Annotated in this window: 14 protein-coding genes and 1 pseudogene; 9 read left to right on the forward strand and 6 right to left on the reverse strand. The window is 73.5% G+C overall.

Features of this window, described 5'->3' with window-relative positions:
* Nucleotides 1-43 precede the first annotated feature (43 nt).
* Both glmS and ACZ3YL_RS33055 read right to left on the reverse strand, forming a co-directional pair.
* Nucleotides 44-1,870 (reverse strand): glutamine--fructose-6-phosphate transaminase (isomerizing), encoded by a 1,827-nt coding sequence (gene glmS, locus ACZ3YL_RS33050; RefSeq protein ID WP_188304486.1) that lies wholly within the window; start codon nt 1,868-1,870, stop codon nt 44-46.
* 36 nt (nt 1,871-1,906) lie between these two features.
* Complete coding sequence (locus ACZ3YL_RS33055; RefSeq protein ID WP_188304485.1) at nt 1,907-2,182, reverse strand: hypothetical protein; 276 nt, start codon at nt 2,180-2,182, stop codon at nt 1,907-1,909.
* Nucleotides 2,183-2,376: 194 nt separating this feature from the next.
* Between ACZ3YL_RS33055 and asnB the strand changes: the two genes are divergently transcribed.
* From asnB to ACZ3YL_RS33075, 4 genes are all read left to right on the forward strand, one after another.
* Nucleotides 2,377-4,227: an asparagine synthase (glutamine-hydrolyzing) gene (asnB, locus tag ACZ3YL_RS33060; protein WP_188304484.1), complete on the forward strand. Its 1,851-nt coding sequence runs from the start codon at nt 2,377-2,379 to the stop codon at nt 4,225-4,227.
* Nucleotides 4,228-4,513: 286 nt separating this feature from the next.
* Complete coding sequence (locus ACZ3YL_RS33065) at nt 4,514-5,629, forward strand: hypothetical protein (protein ID WP_188304483.1); 1,116 nt, start codon at nt 4,514-4,516, stop codon at nt 5,627-5,629.
* A gap of 173 nt (nt 5,630-5,802) precedes the next feature.
* Nucleotides 5,803-7,257 (forward strand): pyridoxal phosphate-dependent decarboxylase family protein, encoded by a 1,455-nt coding sequence (locus ACZ3YL_RS33070; RefSeq protein ID WP_465660983.1) that lies wholly within the window; start codon nt 5,803-5,805, stop codon nt 7,255-7,257.
* Between the two features lie 77 nt (nt 7,258-7,334).
* Nucleotides 7,335-7,760, forward strand: a complete 426-nt coding sequence (locus tag ACZ3YL_RS33075; RefSeq protein ID WP_188304481.1) for a hypothetical protein — start codon at nt 7,335-7,337, stop codon at nt 7,758-7,760.
* Nucleotides 7,761-8,064: 304 nt separating this feature from the next.
* Here ACZ3YL_RS33075 and ACZ3YL_RS33080 read toward each other — a convergent pair whose 3' ends face one another.
* The 4 genes and pseudogenes from ACZ3YL_RS33080 to ACZ3YL_RS33095 form a co-directional block, all read right to left on the reverse strand.
* The gene (locus ACZ3YL_RS33080; RefSeq protein ID WP_188304480.1) at nt 8,065-8,358 is read right to left on the reverse strand and encodes a muconolactone Delta-isomerase family protein; all 294 of its coding nucleotides are present in this window, start codon (nt 8,356-8,358) and stop codon (nt 8,065-8,067) included.
* A gap of 293 nt (nt 8,359-8,651) precedes the next feature.
* Entirely contained in the window at nt 8,652-9,350 is a 699-nt protein-coding gene (locus tag ACZ3YL_RS33085; protein WP_188304479.1) for a hypothetical protein, read from the reverse strand.
* A gap of 322 nt (nt 9,351-9,672) precedes the next feature.
* Nucleotides 9,673-9,894: a hypothetical protein gene (locus tag ACZ3YL_RS33090; protein WP_465660985.1), complete on the reverse strand. Its 222-nt coding sequence runs from the start codon at nt 9,892-9,894 to the stop codon at nt 9,673-9,675.
* A 121-nt stretch (nt 9,895-10,015) separates the two neighbouring features.
* A pseudogene (locus tag ACZ3YL_RS33095) lies at nt 10,016-10,927 on the reverse strand (thioesterase domain-containing protein); the annotation flags it as partial.
* A 194-nt stretch (nt 10,928-11,121) separates the two neighbouring features.
* Between ACZ3YL_RS33095 and ACZ3YL_RS33100 the strand changes: the two are divergent.
* The 5 genes from ACZ3YL_RS33100 (at nt 11,122) to ACZ3YL_RS33120 (ending at nt 16,681) form a co-directional block, all read left to right on the forward strand.
* Nucleotides 11,122-11,820 carry a GNAT family N-acetyltransferase gene (locus ACZ3YL_RS33100; RefSeq protein WP_465660987.1) on the forward strand — a complete coding sequence of 233 codons (699 nt, stop codon included), beginning with the start codon at nt 11,122-11,124 and terminating at the stop codon, nt 11,818-11,820.
* A 277-nt stretch (nt 11,821-12,097) separates the two neighbouring features.
* Nucleotides 12,098-13,360 (forward strand): MurT ligase domain-containing protein, encoded by a 1,263-nt coding sequence (locus ACZ3YL_RS33105; protein ID WP_188307220.1) that lies wholly within the window; start codon nt 12,098-12,100, stop codon nt 13,358-13,360.
* Nucleotides 13,361-13,406: 46 nt separating this feature from the next.
* The gene (locus ACZ3YL_RS33110; protein WP_188307219.1) at nt 13,407-14,135 is read left to right on the forward strand and encodes a type 1 glutamine amidotransferase; all 729 of its coding nucleotides are present in this window, start codon (nt 13,407-13,409) and stop codon (nt 14,133-14,135) included.
* A 404-nt stretch (nt 14,136-14,539) separates the two neighbouring features.
* On the forward strand, nt 14,540-15,565 hold the full coding sequence (locus tag ACZ3YL_RS33115) for a 6-phosphofructokinase (protein ID WP_188307218.1): 1,026 nt from the start codon (nt 14,540-14,542) through the stop codon (nt 15,563-15,565).
* A gap of 120 nt (nt 15,566-15,685) precedes the next feature.
* The gene (locus ACZ3YL_RS33120; protein WP_465660990.1) at nt 15,686-16,681 is read left to right on the forward strand and encodes a 2-hydroxyacid dehydrogenase; all 996 of its coding nucleotides are present in this window, start codon (nt 15,686-15,688) and stop codon (nt 16,679-16,681) included.
* Nucleotides 16,682-16,895 lie beyond the last annotated feature (214 nt).

Raw genomic sequence — 16,895 nt, forward strand, 5'->3', positions numbered from 1 at the left:
CAACCACCGCGACCGGGCCCAACCACCGTACGAAACGCGGGACTTACTCCACCGTCACGCTCTTCGCCAGGTTGCGCGGCTTGTCCACGTCGCGGCCGAGGGCGACCGCCGCGTGGTAGGCGAGCAGCTGGAGCGGGATGTTGAGGAGCAGCGGGTCCAGCTCGGGCTCGCTCTTGGGAACCAGGATGCAGTGGTCGACGAGCTTGTCCTCGGGCCGGCGGTGGGCGACGGCGATGACGCGGCCGGAGCGGGCCTTGATCTCGCCGAGGGTGGTGAGGTTCTTGTCGAGCAGTTCGTCGTCCGGGACGAGGGCGACGGTGGGCAGTTCGGGGCTGATCAGGGCCAGCGGGCCGTGCTTGAGCTCGCTCGCCGGGTAGGCCTCGGCGTGGACGTAGGAGATCTCCTTGAGCTTCTGCGCGCCCTCCCGGGCCACGGGGTAGCCGCGGACCCGGCCGATGAACATCATGCCGGTCGAGTCGGCGTACTCGCCCGCGAGTTCGGCGATCGCGTCGCTCTGCTCGAGCACCTCGCGGATCTGGTCGGGCAGGGCCTGGAGGGCGGAGACGATCCGGCGGCCGTCGGCGGGCGAGAGGTCGTGGATACGGCCGAAGTGCAGGGCGAGCAGGGCGAAGGCGACCACCGTGGAGGTGAACGCCTTGGTGGAGGCGACGGAGACCTCGGGCCCGGCGTGGAGGTAGATGCCGCCGTCGCACTCGCGGGCGATGGCGCTGCCCACGGTGTTGACGACGCCGAGGACGCGACCGCCCTTGCGCTTGATCTCCTGGACGGCGGCGAGGGTGTCGTAGGTCTCGCCGGACTGGCTGACCGCGACGTACAGGGTGTCGGCCTCGATCACCGGGTTGCGGTAGCGGAACTCGGAGGCAGGCTCGCTGTGCGCGGGGATCCGGGAGAGTTCCTCGATCAGCTGCGCGCCCATCTCGCCCGCGTAGTAGGCGGATCCGCAGCCGAGGATCTTGACCCGGCGGATCTCGCGCAGTTCCCGGGCATCCAGGTTGAGGCCGCCGAGGTGGGCGGTGCTGAAGCGCTCGTCGAGCCGGCCGCTGAGGGTGCGCTCGACGGAGCCGGGCTGCTCATGGATCTCCTTGAGCAGGTAGTGCTCGTAGCCGCCGGTGTCGAAGGAGTCGATCTCCCAGTCGACGGTGGACGGCTGGCGGTGGGTGGTGCGGGCGTCCGCGGTGAAGGTGCGGAAGCCGTCGGCCCGGACGGTGGCGAGTTCGCCGTCCTCCAGGTGCACCACCTGGCGGGTGTAGCGGACGAGGGCGGAGACGTCGGAGGCGGCGAACATCTCCTTCTCACCGATACCGAGCACGATCGGGCTGCCGTTGCGGGCGACCACGATGCGGTCGGGCTGCGCGGAGTCCAGCACCGCGATGCCGTAGGTGCCGACGACCCGGCCGAGCGCGGCGCGGACGGCGTCCTCCAGCTCGACGCCCTCGGTGGCGTGGGCGGCGATCAGGTGGGAGAGCACCTCGGTGTCGGTCTCGGAGCGGAACACCGCGCCGTCGGCGGTCAGCTTGGCGCGCAGTTCGTCGGCGTTCTCGATGATGCCGTTGTGGACGACGGCGATCCGTTCGGCGTTGTCCAGGTGCGGGTGGGCGTTGGCGTCGCTGGGCACGCCGTGGGTGGCCCAGCGGGTGTGGCCGATGCCGGTGCCGCCCTTGAAGCGGGCCGGTACGGCCGCGGCGAGGTCGGCGACCCGGCCCTTGACCTTGCGGAGCTTGAGCCCGCCGGTGCGTCCGGCGACGGCGACGCCGGCCGAGTCGTAGCCGCGGTACTCCAGCCGGGCGAGCCCTTCCAGCAGGAAGGGGGTCGCGTCCTTGGGGCCGATGTAGGCCACGATTCCGCACATGCGTGGACTCCTCCAGAAGTAGGGATGGGACCGGGCTCAGCCGTAGACGATCCGGCGCAGCTGGCGGGCCGAGAGCTCCGGCGCCGCGACGCGGCGGCCGGGCAGCTCCTCGGCGAGCCGGGCGAAGATCCGTTCGTTGGTGAGGCCTCGTGCCTGCAGCTCGCCGTGGCGGCGACGGACGTACTCCTCGGTGGTCTCGGAGAAGTACGCCAGCACCTCCGCCACGACCCGCGCCGCTTCCCGGGGCCCGAGCGGGCTGGTCCGGGCGAGGTGGGCGAGGAGGTCTTCGTGAGGGTGGGATGAGCTCGGCACGACTGAGAACTCTAGGTCGCGTCGCTCGCCGAAGCCAAAGATCTTGCCCGAAATCGGGCAGACTTCACGACTTTCGGCCCAGGTAACCAATCGGACCCCCTGCTGCCACCTTCCCGACGGACTCTTGATGCCATGCCGATTCCGCCCTTAGCGTGATCTCCGGCACACCTAGCCGAAGACCGGAGGGCTTGCTGATGTGCGGGATCACCGGATGGGTCGCCTACGACCGCGACCTGACCGCCGAACGGAACGTCCTCGACGCGATGACGGCCACCCAGATCTGCCGCGGCCCCGACGCCGGGGGCGTCCACCTCGAGCCGCACGCCGCGCTCGGCCACCGCCGCCTCGCGGTGATCGACATCGAGGGCGGCGTCCAGCCGATGGCCGTCGAGCACGACGGCCGCCCGCTGGCCGTGCTCAGCTACAGCGGCGAGGTCTACAACCACCGCGAGCTGCGCGCGGAACTGGAGGCGGCCGGCCACCGCTTCCGCACCCGCAGCGACACCGAGGTCGTGCTGCACGCCTACCTGGAATGGGGCGAGGCCCTGGCCGAGCGGCTGAACGGCATGTTCGCCTTCGCGATCTGGGACGCCCGGCGCGAGGAACTGCTGCTGGTCCGCGACCGGATGGGCGTCAAACCGCTGTACTACCGCCGCACCCCGGACGGCGTGGTGTTCGGCTCCGAGATGAAGGCGATCCTGGCCCACCCGTCGGTCCGCGCCGTGGTCGACCTGGACGGGCTGCGCGAACTGCTCGCCCACACCCGCACCCCCGGCCTCACCCCGTACCGGGACGTCCTGGAGGTCCGGCCCGGGCACGTGGTGCGGGTGCGCCGCGGCGGCGTCTCGGTGCGCCGCTACTGGGCCCTGGAGGCGCGCGAGCACACCGACAGCCTGGAGTCGACGATCGCCACCGTCCGGGCGCTGCTGGACGACATCGTCCACCGCCAGCTGGACGCGGACGTGCCGCTGTGCTCGCTGCTCTCCGGCGGCCTGGACTCCAGCGCCGTCACCGCCCTCGCCGCCCGGACGCTGGCCGCCGCCGGCGCCGGCCCGGTGCGCTCCTTCGCGGTGGACTTCGCCAGGCGGCCCGAGGACTTCCACGCCGACCCCGTCCGGCAGTCCCAGGACGGGCCGTTCGCCCGGCTGCTCGCCGACCACGTCGGCGCCGACCACAGCGTGATCGAGCTGGACGCCGCCGAACTCGGCGACCCGGCCCTGCGCTCCGCCACGGTGCGCGCCCGCGACCTGCCGAACGGCGTCGGCGACATGGACGTCTCGCTGCTGCTGCTCTTCCGGGACGTCCGCCGCCACTCCACCGTCGCACTGTCCGGCGAGTCCGCGGACGAACTCTTCGGCGGCTACCGCTGGTTCCACGACCCCGCGGCCATCGCCACCGACGACTTCCCCTGGGCCGCCAGCGTCGCCGCCATCGCCGGCGCCGGCTCCGCCCCGCGCGAGCGACTGCTCGACGCCGAACTGCTCCGCAAGCTCGACCTGGACGGCTACCGCCGGGCCCGGTACCGCGAGGCGCTCGCCGAGGTCCCGCACCTGGACTCCGCCGACCCGCTGGAGCGGCGGATGCGCGAGATCTCGTACCTCAACCTGACCCGCTTCGTCTGCATCCTGCTCGACCGCAAGGACCGGATGAGCATGGCCAACGGGCTGGAGGTGCGGGTGCCGTTCTGCGACCACCGGCTGGTCCAGTACGTCTTCAACACACCGTGGGCGATGAAGGCCTTCGACGGACGGGAGAAGAGCCTGCTGCGCGCCGCCGTCCGGGACGTGCTGCCGGCCGCGGTCGCCGATCGGGTGAAGAGCCCGTACCCGGTGTCGATGGACCCGCTCTACCCGGCGCAGCTGCGCGCCGAACTCGCCCGGCTCGCCGCCGAGCGGAAGTCCCCGGCCCTCGACCTGCTCGACCGGCGGCGGCTGAACGACGCGCTCGCCCCGGACACCGACCCCCAGTCCGTCCGGCTGGCCGTCGACCTCGCGCTGGACCTCGACGCCTGGCTGACGGACTACCAGGTGACGCTGGAGCTCTGACACCCCTTCCCCGACGGCGCGGCATCCCCCCCACCCGGACGGGCCGTTGCGCCGTCCGGGCGAACGGCGGGAACCGGAGCCCCCGGCCGACGGTTGACCACCCCGCACGGGTCGTCGACCGTCGGGCTCCCTCGACCATCGAAGCCCGGCCCGCCCCACCGGGGCGTCCGGACGATGCGGTAGCGTCGCCGACACCTCCCGAATGGCGGGCGAAAACGCGGAATCCCGCCCCCGTGCCGTCAGGATGGGAGGAACCGTTCACCTCGATCCGCCGGGGGATCCCGTCATGCAGCCGCGAGTCTTCGCGATTCTCACCGCCGTGCTCCTGGGCGTCCTGGGCCTCGGCTCGGTGGCCGTCACCGACTGGTCGCCCGCCGCGGCCACCACGTCACCCGCCACCCCCACGGCTCCCGGGGTCCCCGGCACCCAGCCGGTCACGGCCGGCGCCGCGAGCGCCACCCCGACCGGCGACCCGGCGGTGTGGACCCGCTCGACGCTGCGCAACAAGATGATGGCCGAGATGGACGCCACCGACCCCGGCGTCGCCCTCGCCGACCTCGACCGGATCACCAAGGAGAAGCCGTACACCGTGCGCTTCTGCCACCCGATCGCGCACGAGCTCGGCCACGCGGCGGTCAAGCGCTTCAACGCCGACTTCCAGAAGGTCATCTCCTACCCGCACGAGACCTGCGCGGCCGGCTACCTGCACGGCGCGGTCGAGGAGATGCTCAACGCCTCCACCCAGCCCGAGGTGGACCTGCTCAAGCTGTGCGCCCCCAAGAACAGCGGCCCCTGCATCCACGGCGTCGGCCACGGCACGATGTTCGTCGCCAAGCAGGACGTCGCCAAGGCGCGCGACCTGTGCAACAAGTTCACCAGCGACCAGAACCGGATCCGCTGCTCCGAGGGCCTGTTCATGCAGCTCTTCGGCCCGGACGAGGAGGACGAGCAGGCCAAGGCCAACCTGCCCGCCGACAAGCTCGCCCAGGACCCGCTGTACCCGTGCAAGGACCAGCCCTCGCTGTTCCAGTCCGCCTGCTTCTTCTACGCCCCGACCTTCTACCTGTCCTCGCACGACTACCCGAACCACCCCGAGGTCTACGCCGACGCCCTCAAGTGGTGCCTCAACGGCAAGGCCGGCGGCGGGGCGGTGGACTGCAGCCGGGGCGTCGGCTCCCGGACCATGAAGTACAACCTGGACCGCGAGGACTGGGCCGCCCAGCAGTGCGCCACCGCCGCCGACGGCTGGCAGCGCAAGGCCTGCGCGGAGGGGCTGGTCAGCTACTACACCGTCAACTACACGGACGGCGGCGCGGCCGGGCGGCTCTGCGCGAAGATCACCAGCAAGGAGATGCAGGGCTACTGCCGCTCCGCGGGCGGGCTCTCCGCCTCGCTCGACTGACCGCCGGACCGATCGTCCGACCGACCGCCGGACCGATCGTCCCCGTCCCGGCTGCTGGGCCCGCGCCGCACGGCGCGGGCCCGCTTGCGTAGGATCACCCGACCATCGCCTGATCAGGGTGCGCCGAGGACGCCGCGCCTGGCCCAGTCCGCCCCGGCCTCCTGGAGCACGCCATGACCACCGAGGACCCCCGCAGCAGCAACCCCTGCGGCGCCGACTTCCGCAGCGCCGCCCACGCCACCGCCGAGCTGGTCGCCGACTACCTCGCCGAACTGCCCGCCCGCCCGGTCTGGCAGCCGATGGACGACACCGCCCGGCAGGCCCTGCTCGACGCCCCGCTGCCCCCCCGGGGCCGCCCGCTCGCCGAACTGCCGGCCGCCATCGCGCGGGACGTCCTCCCGTACCCCATGGGCAACGGCAACCCGCGCTTCTTCGGCTGGGTCAACTCCGCCCCCGCCCCCGCCGGGGTGCTCGCCACCCTCGCCGCCGCCGCGATGAACCCCAGCTCGGCCGGCGGCGACCACGCCGACGTCCACCTGGAGCGCGCCGTCGTCCGCTGGATCGCCGAACTCGTCGGCTTCCCGCACCCGGCCGGCGGCGGACTGCTCACCTCCGGCACCTCGATGGCGACCATCGTCTGCCTCGCCGCCGCCCGCAACCGCGCCGCCCGCCGGGCCGGCCACGACGTCCGCGAGGACGGCCTGACCGGCCTGCCGCCGCTGGTCGGCTACGTCACCGGCGAGACCCACTCCTGCGTCCGCAAGGCCGCCGAACTCCTCGGCCTCGGCAGCCGGCACCTGCGCACCGTCGCCACCGGCCCCGACGGCCGCCTCGACCCCGCCGAGCTGCGGGCCGCCGTCGGGCGCGACCGCGCCGCCGGACTGCTGCCCTTCCTGGTGGTCGCCTCGGCCGGCACCGTCGGCACCGGTGCGGTGGACGCCTTCGAGCCGCTCGCCGACCTCTGCCGGGAACAGGGCCTGTGGCTGCACGTGGACGGCGCGTACGGCGCCTTCGGCCGGCTCGACCCGGCCATCGCCCACCGCTACGCGGGCCTGGAGCGCGCCGACTCGCTCGCCCTCGACCCGCACAAGTGGCTCGGCGTCCCGGTCGACTGCGGCTGCGCCCTGGTCCGCGACACCGAGGAACTGCGCGGCACCTTCAGCCTCGTCCCCTCCTACCTGCGCGACGAGGCGGCCGGGGAGCTCGGCTGGTTCTCCGAGTACGGCACCGAGCAGACCCGCCCGTTCCGCGCCCTCAAGGTCTGGGCCACCATCGCCCACCGCGGCCGCGCCGGCCTCGTGGAGGACATCGCCCGGTGCACCGCACTCGCCCGTCGGCTCGGCGAACTCGTCCAGGCCGACGAGGAGTTGGAGCTGCTGGCGGAGGTGCAGACCTCCATCGTGGCGTTCCGCCACCGGGCGGCCGGACGCGACGAAGCGGCCCGCGACGCCCTCAACCGCGAGCTGCCGGTCGCCGTCCAGCGGCGCGGCCGGGTCTTCGTCACCGGCGCCCTGCTCGGCGCCCACGAGATGCTCCGCGCCTGTCTGCTCAACCCCGCGACCACCGAGGACGACCTGCGGCTGCTGCTCGCCGAGGTCAAGGCCGCGGCCCGCGAGCTGCAGCCGTAACACACCCCGGCGGACCTTAACGGCCAGGTGACGGCGGGTTCGTGACCGGGAAACACCGGTCGGGCACGGTGGAGGCCATGGAGCACTCGAAGCCTTCCGTCCACCGTGCCCGTCGCTGGCGCCGGGACACCGTCGAACTCGCCGCCGCCTTCCTCTCCGTCACCGCCGCCGACCTGATCGCGAAGGTCGTCCTGCACGGCTCCGACGGCCCGATCGTCCTCGCCGGCTCCGCCCTCGCGCTGCTCGCCGCCGCCCTCCTCCACACCTGGTGGTCCCCCCACGCCCCGCCCCCGACCACCCTGTGGCGGGTCCGCACCACCACCCTCGCCCACACCGGCAGCACCCTCGCCGAGCACCGGATCACCCTCCTCTCCCGCCACCCCCACCCCACCGCCGACGAACTCTTCCTCCGCACCCCGGGCTCACTGACCCCCACCGCCCTCACCACCCTGCTCACCGCCACCGGCCACACCCTCACGGACAGCCCGACCCGGATCACCTGACCGGCCCCGCCGCCGGCAACCCGACGGCGAGCGGCGGAACGACCCCGACGCGCCCCACCCCGGATCGCCTCACCGGCACCGACCCCGTCAGCCCTCGGCGGGCAGCGCCGTCGCCGCCAGGGCCCCGGCCGCGACCACGCCCGCCGCCAGCAACAACGCCTGCTGGTAGCCGTGGTGGAGCAGCGGTGCGACGACCACCGGCCGACCCCCATCCCGGCGGCCAGCGCCGCACCGGCCCGGGTGAGCTGCGGCCACGGCGAGCCGACGGCCGTTCGCCCTTCGACCGCGGATATCCAACCGGTCGTCACGAGCGCACGCCCGGGTCGTTGGGGTGTGGTTCCAGCGCGGTGACCACGGCCGTCATCCAGGGCGCCATCGGCAGGCTGCCGAGCACCTCGGCCCGCAGCTCCGCCTCGTCGGCCGCCCGCCAGAGGCCGATGCTGCGCAGCTCGCCCACCGGCCGCCACAGCCGGGCCAGTCGGCCGGAGGCCGCCAGCTCGCGGGCGCGGACCGCCTCGGCGGCGCGGCGGCGGTCCACCTCCTCGGCGGGGGTGCCCTCGGGCACCTGGGTGGTGATCTCGACCAGGAACTCCTTCATGACCCGACTCCATATCCCCGGCGCGCCGACACCGGCGCGACCGGAACGCAGGGATGTGCGGCCGACCGGCCCTCGGATCGGGGCTCCGCCGCTGCCTCCATCGTCCGCCGCCGGCCGGTATGGCGCCACGACCGGCGCCCTCCCTGCTGGCAGGCCCAGCCTCCTACCGGCCGTAGCCTGCGGCGTCCGCAGAGCTGGCTGCCCTCGGGCGGCCAGGACCGCGTAGACGAGGACCGCTAGGCCCGGACCGCTGGGCCCGGACCGTTAGGCCCGGACCGCTCGACGCCCGCCGGTCAGTCCTCGGCCTCGACCTCGACGGCCGTGCGGATCTCCAGGGCGCGCTTGGCCAGGTCCTCCGGGCGGGTCTCACCCGTCCCGTCGATGACGCCGCCGACGGTGGTGCCGTCCGCCCAGACGCAGATCGTCCGGGCATCGGTCGGACCGCCCAGGACCGCACAGTCGAGCGCGCCGCCGAGCGGGCCGGCCGGGTAGTCCCGGCGGCCTCGGATGCTCTCGCTGCTCCCGTCGGGATCGCTGGACACGTCGGACCCCCAGACCGCGCCGAACTGCCGGTCCAACTCCCCCCGGGCGTCCGGGAAGCTCCCGGTCATCCCGGCGACCAGCAGGGTGCTCCGGCCCGAGCCGGCGGCGCCGTAGCCCGCCACCGACACATCGCGGTAGCGGCTCAACGCGGTCAGGTTCTTCTGGAGGCGGCCGCGTTCGGCCGTGACCACCTGGTCGTCCGGCATCCGCTCCTGGTCGCCGATCCGGTCCGCCAGGGCGATCCGGTGCGCGGGCGGGGCCCCGGCGCCGGTCACGGCGGCCACCGTCAGCGCGGTGAGCAGGCCGACGACGACCGCGGCGACCGCCACGGCCTTGCCGGACACCTTGCGGTACCAGGGCAGCGGGGCCACCGGCTCCAGGGTGTTGGCCCAGATCGCTTGCAGGCCGCCGGCTCTCTCGGACGGCTGGTCGTTCTCCGTGTCCGCCATCTCTCCCCCTCCACGTCGACGAACGTTCACAGGATCGCCGGATGTTACGTCAGCACGCGAATGGTCCGCAGCCGCCGTACGGATCCGACCGACGTGCACCGGCGGTCCCGCGGCGGGTGGCCCGGCCGACACACCCCCGGATCGGACGGGCCGGCCCGAGGACGGCCAGGACGGAGCAGGGAGCGGGTGCGCAGCATGGGATCGCCGGAGTATCGCCGCCGCGGTGGCGGCGGGGGTGAGGGTGCCGGTGGTGGCCGGGGCCGGGCAGGCGGCGGGCGCCTGATCGGGCGCCCGCCGGTCCACCTGGCACTCGCTCGGCGGCTCAGCCCTGGCCGGCCGGCTGCACCACGCACACGGCGTTGCCCAGCATGCTGCCGAAGCCGCCGAGCAGGGCGCCGGTGACGCTCTTGCAGGCGGCCGCCTCCTGCGGGGTCTTGGGGCCGTTGTTGCCGGTGTCAGCGGCGGCCGACTGGGCGAGGGCGAGCGGCGCGGCCAGCAGCAGGGCACAACAGGCGGTGGCCAGTGCGGAGTTCTTCGAGAGCATCGGGGAGCCCCTTCGGATCGAGACGGGTTCGGCGGAAAGCCGAGCCATCCCTATCCGAAGGGGCTCCCGCGGTCACGGATCCTGGGCCATCCGTGAGCGTGTCCGCGTCAGCCGCCGGACATCAGGGCACCCTCCGCCTCACCGCCCGGATGGCGGCGGCGAGTTCGAGCACCCCGTGCTCCTTCAGCACCCCGTAGTGGTCCCCGGCCAGTTCCACCGTGGTGGGCGGAGCGGCCGAGCAGCCGGTACTGCCCTCGATGAAGGAGTAGTCGTCGCCGGAGGCCGTGAGGACGGTCACCGGCGCCGCCAGCCGCCGCTCGGCCAGCTCGCGGAAGCTGTACTCGAACTCGTAGGTCTCGCCCACGATCCGGGTGTTCCGGCGGATCACCTCCGCGCCCAGCGCGGGCAGCATCCGGTGCACGCAGGCCACGAAGGTGGACTCGTCGATGGTCTCCGCGAGGCAGCGTTCCAGCTCGGGCCCGCTGATCGCGCCGGCGAACACCGAGAACAGGATGGTCACGTACCCGGGGTTGGCGTACGAGGACTCCCGGCCGTACCGCCGGCCGTCGGCCTGCCGGACCTCCGGGTTGCCGGGGCAGATCAGCAGCAGTTCCTCGACCCGCTGCCCGGCCTGCTCCAGCTGCCAGGCGGCCTCGAAGGCGACCCGGGCGCCGAAGGAGTAGCCCCACAGGGTGTACGGGCCCTCGGGCTGCACCCGGCACAGCTCGGCGACGTCGGCGGCGGCCGTCTCCCGGATGGTGGCGTAGGGCGTCTCGCCCTCGTTGATGCCGTGCGCCTGCACGCCGTAGAAGGCGCGGCCGTCGCTCGCCTCCCGGCCGAGCAGCCGCAGGTTCATCGGGTAGCCGCCCAGTCCGGGCCAGCAGAACACCGGCCGGCCGCGCTCCCCGGTCTGCAGCGGCACCAGTCGCGAGGCCGCCGCGTCGTCCGAGGCGGATGTCCGGGCGGATATCCGGGCGGCCAGGTCCGCCAGCCTCGGGCACTCGAAGACCACTTGCAGCGGCAGCGAGGTGCCGGCCCCGGCGGACCTGCTCACCAGGAGCGCCGGGCATGGACTCCACCGCCGGCCGCCCGCCGTCCCGACCGCATGAGGCACCGGTCTGGACCTGTGCCGGGGCCGTCCCGGTGGGACGCCGGCGAACCTCCGGGCATTCGTGCGTTCACGATCACGTAACCGGCCGGAAGCGAGCCGTCGGTAGCGTCGGCCACATGACGGCACCCCGCACTCGCCTCGAACGGCTCTGGCACCGGCCCTTCCGCAGGTCGAACACCAGGTTGGACCGCTGGTGCGCGGCGCCGGACGGCCAGGCCGCCCACACCGCCGGCCCGCACCGCCACGCCCGCCCGCACCCGGCGCCGCACCCGGCCGCCCCGGCCGCCCCGGCCGCCCCGGCCCAGGTGTCCCGGTTGTCCCTGCCGGACGGGACGGAGCTGCTGCTGCGCCCCGCCGGCCCGGCCGACAAGGCGGCGGCCCTGGCGATGCACGGCCGCTGCTCCCCCGCGGCGCTGCGGCTGCGCTACCACGGGCCGGTCCGCGACGCCGACCGCTACCTGGACCACCTGCTGGACCCCCGGCGCGGCCGAAGCCTGGTGGTGTCCGCCCCCGACGGGCGGGTCGTCGCCCTCGGGCACCTGATGTGGGACGAGGACGAGGCGGAGCTGGCCGTGCTGGTCGAGGACGCCTGGCAGCGGCACGGCCTGGGCCTGGCCCTGCTCCGGCGGCTGACCGCGGTGGCCCGGACGGCCGGGATCGGCACGGTGTACGCGGTGACCCAGGCCGCCAACGCCGGGCTGATCGCCGCGATGCGCCGGCTGGCGGCGCCGCTGGACTTCCACGCCGAGGACGGCACCCTGGTGATCACCGCCACCCTGGCCGCCACCGCCCCCGCGCCGGCCCCGGGCCGCTGATCCGCCGATCGTCCGATCGGTTCTTCACCACATCCTCACCGGACGCCCCCGGGAACCCGGGTCCGCGGCGGAGCGTCCCGCAAGGAACGAGGGTCCCTCCGCACACCGCCCTCCTTGACGGGCCGTCAGCACCCCCGGTAGCAGCGTCGCAGCAGGCGGCATGGGGTCCGGATCGTCCGGTCGGGCGACGGAGTCGGTAGGCTGGCCCCGTCCCCGCCGCCCGACGGCCCGTTATCCGGCCAGCGGGTGGTGCCGCAGCAAGGAGGAACCACTGAGCATGGCAGGCACCGAATCGGAGCCCACAGGCGCACGCGACGCCTCGCTGCCGGCCCGCGCCAAGATCGCGGTCACGGCCGGCAAGGTCGCCGCCGCCGTGTCCCGTAAGGCCGGTCGCGGAAGCGGCTCGGTGATCGGCGGCAAGGTCGCCCTCAGGCTCGACCCCGACCTGCTCGCCACCCTCGCCGACCACCTCGACGTCGTCCTGGTCAGCGCCACCAACGGCAAGACCACCACCACCCGGCTGATCGCCGAGGCGCTGCGCGCCGCCGGCCCGGTGGTCTCCAACGCCCTGGGCGCCAACATGCCGGCCGGCATCACCTCCGCCCTGGCCGGCGGTAGCGACGCCCGCTTCGGCGTGATCGAGGTCGACGAGAAGTACCTGGCGACGGTCGCCCGCGACACCCGCCCCAAGGCGATCGCCCTGCTCAACCTCTCCCGCGACCAGCTCGACCGCGCCGCCGAGACCCGCATGATGGCGGAGAAGTGGCGCGAGGGCCTGCAGGACACCGAGGCCGTGGTCATCGCCAACGCCGACGACCCGCTGGTGACCTGGGCCGCCTCCTCCTGCAAGAAGGTGGTCTGGGTGGCCGCCGGACAGGCCTGGAAGGAGGACGCCTGGTCCTGCCCCGCGTGCGGCGGCGTGATGCAGCGCCCCGGCGACGACTGGTTCTGCCAGGACTGCGGCTTCCGGCGCCCCAACCCGCACTGGGCGCTCCAGGGCACCCACGTGATCGACCCGCAGCGCGGCGCCTGGCCGATCCAGCTGCAGCTGCCCGGCCGGGCCAACCTGGCCAACGCCACCAGCTCGGCCGCCGTCGCCGCCGTGTTCGGCGTCTCCCCGCAGGTCGCGCTGGAGCGGATGCGCTCGGTGAGCGCCGTGGCCGGCCGCTACGACGTGGTCCAGTACCAGGGCCGGGACATCCGCCTGCTGCTCGCCAAGAACCCGGCGGGCTGGCTGGAGACCTTCTCGCTGATCGACGGCCCGCCGGCCCCGGTGATCCTCTCGGTCAACGCCCTCGACGCCGACGGCACCGACACCTCCTGGCTGTGGGACGTCGACTACGAGCGCCTCGCCGGGCACCCGATCTTCGTGATGGGCCAGCGCAAGCTGGACCTGGCCGTCCGCCTGGAGGTCGCCGGGCTGCAGTTCCACGTGGTGGACACCCTGGAGCAGGCCGTCCGGATGGCGCCGCCCGGCCGGATCGAGGCCATCGCCAACTACACCGCCTTCCAGCAGCTGCGGAAGGTCGTGGCCGGCTGATGCCGCGCCCGCACACCAGTCTTTTCGTGACGGAAGGCCTTCGAGGATGAGTGAGAGCAGCCTGCGCGTGGTCTGGGTCTACCCCGACCTGCTCAGCACCTACGGCGACCGCGGCAACGCCCTGGTCGTGGAGCGCCGGGCCCGCCAGCGCCATCTCAACGTGACCCGGATCGACGTCCGCTCCGACCAGGCGATCCCCACCAGCGGGGACATCTACCTGATCGGCGGCGGCGAGGACCGCCCGCAGCGCCTGGCCGCCGAGCGGCTGCGCGCCGACAGCGGCCTGGTGCGGGCCTCCGAGAACGGCGCGATCATCTTCGGCGTCTGCGCCGGCTTCCAGATCATGGGCCACGAGTTCGTCAACGACCTCGGCGAGCGCGAGCCGGGCCTGGGCCTGCTGGACGTCTGGACCACCCGCGGCGAGGGCGCCCGCTGCGTCGGCGACGTGCTCGCCGACGTGGACCCGCGGCTCGGCCTGCCGCAGCTGACCGGCTTCGAGAACCACCAGGGCGTCACCCACCTCGGCCAGGGCGTCCAGCCGTTCGCGACGGTCACGGCCGGCCGCGGCAACGGCACCGGCGACGGCACCGAGGGCGCCTGGCGGGACACCGTCTTCGGCACCTACCTGCACGGCCCGGTGCTGGCCCGCAACCCCGCCGTGGCCGACCTGCTGATCAAGCTGGCGCTGGACGTCAACGCCCTGCCGCCGGCCGACACCACCTGGTACGACGCGCTGCGCGCCGAGCGCATCGCCGCCACGACGCGCCCCGCCTAAGGGCTGGTCTCTTGGATCCTTGCCGGGCGCACGGATCCAAGAGACCAGCCCTAGTACGCCCGACGCCCCGCCCGGGTGCCCGCGATGCGGTCACCCGGCCCGCGGGCGGCCCCGGACGTACGACAATGGGGCTGCCGGCTGCACACCCTCCTCGGCAGCAGGCTGCATTTCCGCGCGGGTGCGCCGACGGCGCCGCTCCCGCGTCGGCTCCTGCCCGGCCGGACCAGGGGCCGTATGCTCGACTTCGCGGCCGTTTCGGATGTTCTGTCCGGATCGGCCGGTTCCTTCACCCCGCGGCCACCTCCCCGCCATCCCGGTGCGGGAGCGCCTCGTCACGGTGACGGCTCGTCGTCCCAGCCTGTAGTCCGGCCGTTCCTCGGTTCTGCTCGGGAGTTGCAAAGCTAATGCGTATCGGAGTGCTGACCAGCGGCGGTGACTGCCCCGGCCTGAACGCGGTGATCCGTTCCGTGGTCCACCGGGGGGTGGTCGACCACGGCGACGAGATCATCGGGTTCGAGGACGGTTGGCGCGGTTTCCTGGAAGGGCACCACCGCCCCCTGACCCTGGACTCGGTGAGCGGCATCCTGGCCCAGGGCGGCACCATCCTCGGGTCCTCCCGGGTGCAGCCCAGCCACCTGCGGGACGGCGTCGAACGGGCCAAGAAGTACTGCTCCGACCTCGGCCTGGACGCGGTGATCCCGATCGGCGGCGAGGGCACCCTCAAGGCCGCCAAGCTGATGAGCGACGCGGGCCTGCCGATCGTCGGCGTGCCGAAGACCATCGACAACGACATCGCCGCCACCGACGTGACCTTCGGCTTCGACACCGCCGTCTCGGTCGCCACCGAGGCCCTGGACCGGCTGAAGACCACCGCCGAGTCCCACCAGCGGGTCATGGTCGTCGAGGTCATGGGCCGGCACACCGGCTGGATCGCGCTGAACGCGGGCATGGCCGCCGGCGCGCACGCCATCGTCGTCCCGGAGCGCCCGTTCCACATCGAGAAGCTCACCGCCGTCGTCCGCGAGCGCTTCGACCGGCAGAAGAAGTTCGCCATCGTGGTCTGCGCCGAGGGTGCCAAGCCCGAGCCCGGCAGCATGCACTGGGAGGAGGGCTCCAAGGACATCTACGGCCACGAGCGCTTCACCGGCATCGCCACCCAGCTCTCCCGCGAGCTGGAGCACCGCCTCGGCAAGGAGGCCCGCCCGGTGATCCTCGGCCACACCCAGCGCGGCGGCACCCCGACCGCCTACGACCGGGTGCTCGCCACCCGCTTCGGCTGGCACGCCGTCGAGGCCGTCCACAAGGGCGCCTTCGGGCACATCACCGCGCTGCAGGGCACCAACATCAACCTGGTGCCGCTGGCCGAGGCCGTCGCCGAGCTGAAGACCGTCCCGCAGGAGCGCTACCAGGAGGCCGAGACGGTCCTCTGACCATCGCCCTTCCGTACGCGAGCCCCCGGCCGTCCGCCGGGGGCTCCCGTACACCTGGCGGGCGTTCCGGCCGCCGCCCCGTTAGCGTGGGCCGCAGGAGAGCGACCGGAGGGACGGCCCGTGGAGATCCTGGCGTACGGAGTGCAGGTCGACGAACGGCCGCTGCTGGAACAGGCCTTCGCGGGCCGGCACGGGCTGCGCTGCCTGGACGTGTTCCTCAACCACGACACCGCGCCGCTCGCCGCCGGCTACCCGGCCGTCAGCAGCAGCGTCAACGCCGTCCTGGACGCCGAGACCCTCGCCGTCCTCGCCGCCGGGGGCACCAAGCTGATCGCCCAACGCTCCACCGGCTTCAACAACATCGACCTGGCGGCCGCCGCCGACCTCGGCCTCACCATCGCGCGGGTCGCTCACTACAGTCCGTACGCCGTCGCCGAACACGCCTGGGCGCTGGCGATGGCCGTCAACCGGCGGATCGTCCGGGCCGCCGGGCGCACCCGCGAGTTCGACTTCCGCCTGGACGGGCTGCTCGGCCGGGACGTCCACGGGATGACGGTCGGCGTCATCGGCACCGGCAAGATCGGCGCGTGCTTCGCCCGGATCGCGGCCGGCTTCGGCACCGACCTGCTCGGCTGGGACCTCGCCGAGAACCCCGCCTGCCGCGAACTCGGCATGCGCTACACCGAACTGCCCGAACTCCTCTCCCGTGCCGACCTGGTGAGCCTGCACGTCCCCCTCGTCCCGGGCACCCGCCACCTGATCGACACCGCCGCGCTGACCCGGATGAAGCACGACGCCATCCTCATCAACTCCAGCCGCGGCGGCCTCATCGACAGCGCCGCCCTGGTCGAGGCCCTGCGCGCGGGCCGCCTCTCCGGCGTCGGCCTGGACGTCTACGAGGAGGAGACCGGCGTCTTCTTCACCGACCGCTCCATCCAGGGCATCACCGACGACGTCCTCGCCCGGCTCGTCACTTTCCCCCAGGTCCTGGTCACCAGCCACCAGGCCTACTTCACCCACACCGCCGTCGGCCAGATCATCGAGGCCACCGCCCGCAACATCGACGACTTCGCCGCCGGCCGCACCAACGAGAACACCCTCGTCCCCGAGGCCTGACCCGGGAGGGGAGCCCGAGCCTCCCCGAGCCATCGAGCCGTCGAGCCGTCAGGAGGCCCCGCCCCGCTCTCGTGCGCCGGCAGCCGTCGTACTCACCCCGTCGAGACTTACTGGCGGGTGGTGCCCTTGACGTTGGGCTGGGTCTTCTGGTTGTAGATCTCCTTGCCGTCCGCGTTGTAGGCGTGGACGTAGGGGGAGGGCGGGAAGGGGTGCG

This window comes from Kitasatospora sp. NPDC023176, from assembly GCF_055560495.1.

Excerpts from the sequence above, each read along its gene's own strand:
- asnB (WP_188304484.1), top strand. The coding sequence starts at position 2,377 with ATGTGCGGGATCACCGGATGGGTCGCCTACGACCGCGACCTGACCGCC.
- ACZ3YL_RS33110 (WP_188307219.1), top strand. The coding sequence starts at position 13,407 with ATGAGTGAGAGCAGCCTGCGCGTGGTCTGGGTCTACCCCGACCTGCTC.
- ACZ3YL_RS33075 (WP_188304481.1), top strand. The coding sequence starts at position 7,335 with ATGGAGCACTCGAAGCCTTCCGTCCACCGTGCCCGTCGCTGGCGCCGG.
- ACZ3YL_RS33100 (WP_465660987.1), top strand. The coding sequence starts at position 11,122 with ATGACGGCACCCCGCACTCGCCTCGAACGGCTCTGGCACCGGCCCTTC.
- ACZ3YL_RS33085 (WP_188304479.1), bottom strand. The coding sequence starts at position 9,350 with ATGGCGGACACGGAGAACGACCAGCCGTCCGAGAGAGCCGGCGGCCTG.
- ACZ3YL_RS33080 (WP_188304480.1), bottom strand. The coding sequence starts at position 8,358 with ATGAAGGAGTTCCTGGTCGAGATCACCACCCAGGTGCCCGAGGGCACC.
- ACZ3YL_RS33070 (WP_465660983.1), top strand. The coding sequence starts at position 5,803 with ATGACCACCGAGGACCCCCGCAGCAGCAACCCCTGCGGCGCCGACTTC.
- ACZ3YL_RS33115 (WP_188307218.1), top strand. The coding sequence starts at position 14,540 with ATGCGTATCGGAGTGCTGACCAGCGGCGGTGACTGCCCCGGCCTGAAC.
- glmS (WP_188304486.1), bottom strand. The coding sequence starts at position 1,870 with ATGTGCGGAATCGTGGCCTACATCGGCCCCAAGGACGCGACCCCCTTC.
- ACZ3YL_RS33065 (WP_188304483.1), top strand. The coding sequence starts at position 4,514 with ATGCAGCCGCGAGTCTTCGCGATTCTCACCGCCGTGCTCCTGGGCGTC.
- ACZ3YL_RS33090 (WP_465660985.1), bottom strand. The coding sequence starts at position 9,894 with ATGCTCTCGAAGAACTCCGCACTGGCCACCGCCTGTTGTGCCCTGCTG.
- ACZ3YL_RS33105 (WP_188307220.1), top strand. The coding sequence starts at position 12,098 with ATGGCAGGCACCGAATCGGAGCCCACAGGCGCACGCGACGCCTCGCTG.